This window comes from Sulfitobacter sp. HI0129 (assembly GCF_001635395.1).
Classification (GTDB): Bacteria; Pseudomonadota; Alphaproteobacteria; order Rhodobacterales; family Rhodobacteraceae; genus Sulfitobacter.
Map to the genome: position 1 here is coordinate 1 of NZ_LWGH01000429.1, position 4,290 is coordinate 4,290.

At 58.3% G+C, this 4,290-nt stretch carries 4 protein-coding genes; 1 reads left to right on the top strand and 3 read right to left on the bottom strand.

The features are described 5' to 3' along the window. The first annotated feature begins 109 nt into the window (after positions 1–109). Complete coding sequence (locus A3764_RS11670) at positions 110–538, top strand: PRC-barrel domain-containing protein (RefSeq protein WP_067926172.1); 429 nt, start codon at positions 110–112, stop codon at positions 536–538. Between the two features lie 707 nt (positions 539–1,245). Here A3764_RS11670 and A3764_RS11675 read toward each other — a convergent pair. The 3 genes from A3764_RS11675 to A3764_RS11685 all read right to left on the bottom strand — a co-directional run. After that, positions 1,246–2,385, bottom strand: coding sequence for a PRC-barrel domain-containing protein (locus A3764_RS11675; RefSeq protein ID WP_067926175.1), 1,140 nt, complete (start codon positions 2,383–2,385; stop codon positions 1,246–1,248). A 251-nt stretch (positions 2,386–2,636) separates the two neighbouring features. Beyond that, positions 2,637–3,374 carry a Hint domain-containing protein gene (locus A3764_RS11680; protein WP_067926179.1) on the bottom strand — a complete coding sequence of 246 codons (738 nt, stop codon included), beginning with the start codon at positions 3,372–3,374 and terminating at the stop codon, positions 2,637–2,639. Between the two features lie 209 nt (positions 3,375–3,583). Next, positions 3,584–4,290 (bottom strand): sulfotransferase family 2 domain-containing protein (locus A3764_RS11685; protein ID WP_330220519.1); only part of this gene is annotated, 707 nt, incomplete at its 5' end.

A 4,290-nucleotide genomic window follows, 5' to 3' on the forward strand; every position in this document is an offset into this window, starting at 1 on the left:
CGTCAGGCTCCCTTTTTTGTTACTTTTTCCGATTTTCCTTGTGTTTCTAAGGAACTTCCCTGCCGCCCAAAGCATTTAATTTACGAAGCAACTGATAAAGGAGATAGAGATGAAACGCTTTGCATCTTTCGCAATGGCAGCGGCCATGGGCGCAACACCCGTTCTGGCAGAAACCCACATGGGCGAAGTCGATTACGCCCAGCTGATCCGGACACGCGACATCACCGGCGGTGAAGTTTACACCTTCGCAACCCCGCTGGACGATGACACTTGGGGCGCCTACGAGGCCGACGCGATCGGCAACGATTGGAATGAAATCGGCGAAATCGAAGACGTGATCCTCGACCGTAGCGGTCAGATGATCGGTGTTGTCGCCGAAGTTGGCGGTTTCCTCGACATCGGTGACAAGCATGTCATGATTCCGGTCGAAAACCTTCGTCTGACGCCTATCGATGATCGTCACTACGCGATCGTGACACGGTACACAGAAGAGCAGCTCGAAGAGCTGCAGAGCGTTGATGAAGGCTGGTGGGACTAATCCCAGCTTGAGTTAACTGCGAAAGGGGAGCCATTTGGCTCCCCTTTTTCTTTGCGCGATTTCACGTGGCAAGGGTGGGTTCGGGTCCAAGGTCTTAAGGCTTAATGAACCACGGACTTAACGGAGTTTAAGGCCGACCTTTGCTTCGGAATCCTTACGCCTGCACATTCTTGGTAGCTCTGCACGGACATTTAGTGAGTGCCGTCGAGAGACCGCAATCGAGACCATCCTGAGAAGCATTGGAAGTACTATCCGGTAGTCATGAATGCGAACTGTGACCCGAGGGACTAATGCTCTCAACCTGCCCTGATAGTCCTCAACCAACCACCTACCATCGCAAATGTCGCTCGCCGGAACCTTACGGAAACAGCCGACGAGATCTGGTCGGTTCTCGACCATAAAACAGGGTGCCAGACTGACATCGCGCCAACCAGACTGATATCGCGCCAAAAGGTATGAGGGTTTTCAAACTTTCCTGGGGAGGCCCGCACAGTCGTCACGGGGCAGAGATGACCGCAGTCGATGCAGAACCACTCGCGGATGTGTGGGCCAACTATCCCCATCCACCAATCAATCCAGCGCTAACGCGAACGGGTCGTAACTGAATGTTCGACCGGGCAAGGCCCCCTCGGCAAACCTCCCCTGCCCTGCCTGCACAAAAAAGGGCCCGCCGAAGCGGGCCCAATCTTACTAAAACGTATTACTGATTACTCAGGGTTGGTCAGATCCACGAGCGGGATGCTGTCATCGTCGATCATGCGGACTTCGTTCTCGTTGAACTCAGGCATGTTTTCCAGCTGGTCCTGCGTGACGCGGGGAACGACGATCTGGTTTTCGAACAGGGCAACCTGATCGATCGGCAGAGCAACGCTGTTCTCACCAAGACCAAGGAAGCCGCCAACGCCCACGATCATGACGATCGTATCGCCACGGACACCGACACCGTCGATTTCACCGACTTCTTCGCCGGTTTCCGTCACGACATTGCGACCCATCAGGTCAACGCCGCGCAGCTTGAAGATCGGACGGATGGTCGCCATCTCGCGATAGCGCGCACGGTCTTCTTCGGCAGCGATACGGCCGGTTTCGTCCGCGTTGAAGTCTTCAGCTTCGAAGTCCTCGATACGAATGACAGCTTCTTCCTGCTGCACATTCACATTGGCTTCGCCACCGTCGACCACGTTAACCTGGGGCTCTTCCGCTTCCTCGACAACGACGTCAGCGTCTTCACCCTGCTGAACGTTGACCTGTGCTTCGGACTGTTCGACATTCACACGGGCAGCGTCGGACTCGGCGACATCCACCTGGGCTTCACCGGATTGCTCAACGCTAATCTTCGGTTCGGATTCCTGAATGGTGATCTTCGGCTCGGGCCGGATGAAGCGCACGACGGGTTCGGGCTGTTCCAGATCGATGATCGGCTCGCCTGTGTTCACGTCGACTTCGGGCTTCGGTACCATCACGGTGACGACCGGCTCCGGAATACGCACCGTGATCTGCGGCTGAGCCTGCTCGACCGTGATGATCGGAGCCTGCTGCTGCACGCGCACGGTGGGTTCCGGAACGACCACGTCGATCTGCGGCTGGGGCTGTTCGACGGTCACGACCGGCGCGCCTTGGCTGACATCAACGTCGGGTTCCGGGACGGTCACATCGACGGTCGCGTCTTCCTGTTCAACAACGACCTGGCCGCCCTGGACGTTGGTCGCCTGAACATCGGTATCCTGCGTCTGTTCCGCTTCAGTCTCTGTCGTGCCGGTCGCGGTCTGAGCCATCGCATGCGGCGCCATCGCGAAAAGCGAGGCGGCGGAAACACCGATCAACAGTTTGGATTTGAGGTTGGTCATAGGTAACAATCCTTTCAATTCGTTAAAAAGCGAAAACGATACGGTCGAAGACCGCTGTGTTCGCTCATTCACCTGAATGTGTTCACACGACCCAACGGCGGTTTTCCGCTTCTGTTCCGAAATTTCTCAGGAAATCGCGGTAAACGCCGCGTGGCCTGCTTTTTGGTCCCTAGGGGAGAAAACCGGTTTCCTAATATAACCAGAGCGTTGTGAAGTCCGCTGCGGGATTTGGGCAGCGGAGGTTCCTGTTTTCAGCTCGCGGGAACGCCGGGGGATACTTCTGGCGTGCGGGGGGCGATCTCATCCTCGATCACGATGCATTCGGCGAGGATCCGCGCGGCGTCGTCCTCGAGCACATCGTAGCGCGGCTCCGGCGCTTCGAGAAAATCGTCCAGCGCGACGGTCCGGGCCGGACAATAGAGAAGCGTGCCCCCCTCCACATAGATGACCTGTTCGCGCGCAAAGCTGATGCTGGTCAACTCGACCGGACGGATCGGGGCGACACGTCTGATCCCCCGCTTCCCCACCAGCGCTGTCGCCGGGACAACTGCAAAGGGATCGCCAAAGGGGTCCCGGGCAGCCGTGCTTTCTACCAGCACCCCCTGTTCAGGCAGCAACGTGAGGGCAGACCGGTTGCCCAGCGCCTCCTGCGGGATTGATACGGGCCATTCGTGCCGGTCGCTTTCCGGCCCGCCCTGCCAGACGATGGTGCGATGTATGGCCGTAATGGGCTGCATCCCCCCATCGAAAGTCAGCACCTTGTCCCCCACGGAGAGCGCCCCCACGGCGCGCAAGCCGAGGTTCGATGCGACCTTCGTTTGCGCCATCAGACCATGGGTCGTCGCGGTATCGGACCGCGGCAGTTCGGCTTCTTCGGGACTGGTGGCAAAAGCGGTCATGACAGGCGCAAAGATGTCGGACAGGCTGGTAGCAACCGAAGCGCCGGTACCGAAGTTTGATCGTTTACGTCTGACTATCTTGCCGAACATCTGCCTTCCCATCGTAAAAATAACCCAACCGTGGGTCTCAATAATTAACTGGTATGCAGGAGGCGCGATTCGAGAGACCGGGGTGCGTCACGAAAACGGTAAGTTCACGGCATTGTCGTCAGAGCGCGAACGATTGGCGCCAGCCGCGGCCATCGATGCCAAGGCGAGGTCAATCAGGTCCATTTCCACTGCAAAAGGTAACGAACCTGTTAGAACGCATAGCCGAAGCGGCCGATGTCCTCTGCGCAGATCTCAGCCACGATATCGCGGGTCGATGCGTCGTAGTGCGACCGATAGTGCCCCCGCCCGTCTGAGGAATTGGCGTGCGGCAATTGAAGCTCGAAGCCGAGGTGATCCATCAACGGGCGCGCGTCCTGCTCGAAATGCTCCAGCCGGATCATCAGGTCACTTCTGTCCCGGCCTTCTCCATCGCGCACGTAATGGGCAGCAGGAGCCGCGCGCTGGCCGGCCTGTGTCAGCGGATCGGACAGGAAACCGGCAAAGCTCATCTCTTTCGCAAGGCGCACTGCAGGGTGGTCAAAGCTCTGCATGCGCAGCCAGTGATAATAGCTTACCATCCTGTCCCACGGGTTTCGCACCATCGTGAAGACGAAACATTGATCCATGTCCTGAGAGGTAATCAGCCCTTCGGCATCCGCCAGCGTTGAATGTTTCCAAAGCCGCCCGCGCGTTTCCACATCCACAAGCCGCCGACGGCGTTTGCAGGCCTTTGGCGTATCGCCCAGCATGATGTCGTCCTTCATCGCGCGTGCCTCCAGCGCCAGCGCGAGCGAGGTGCCCCCGGTCTTGGGGATATGAACAAAGATATACGCCCTTCCACGGCTGATGATCATTCCGGCACCCGCGTTGCCCGAAGGGGCGCGGGCTCCTCGCTGCGCAGGGCAATCACCGCGCC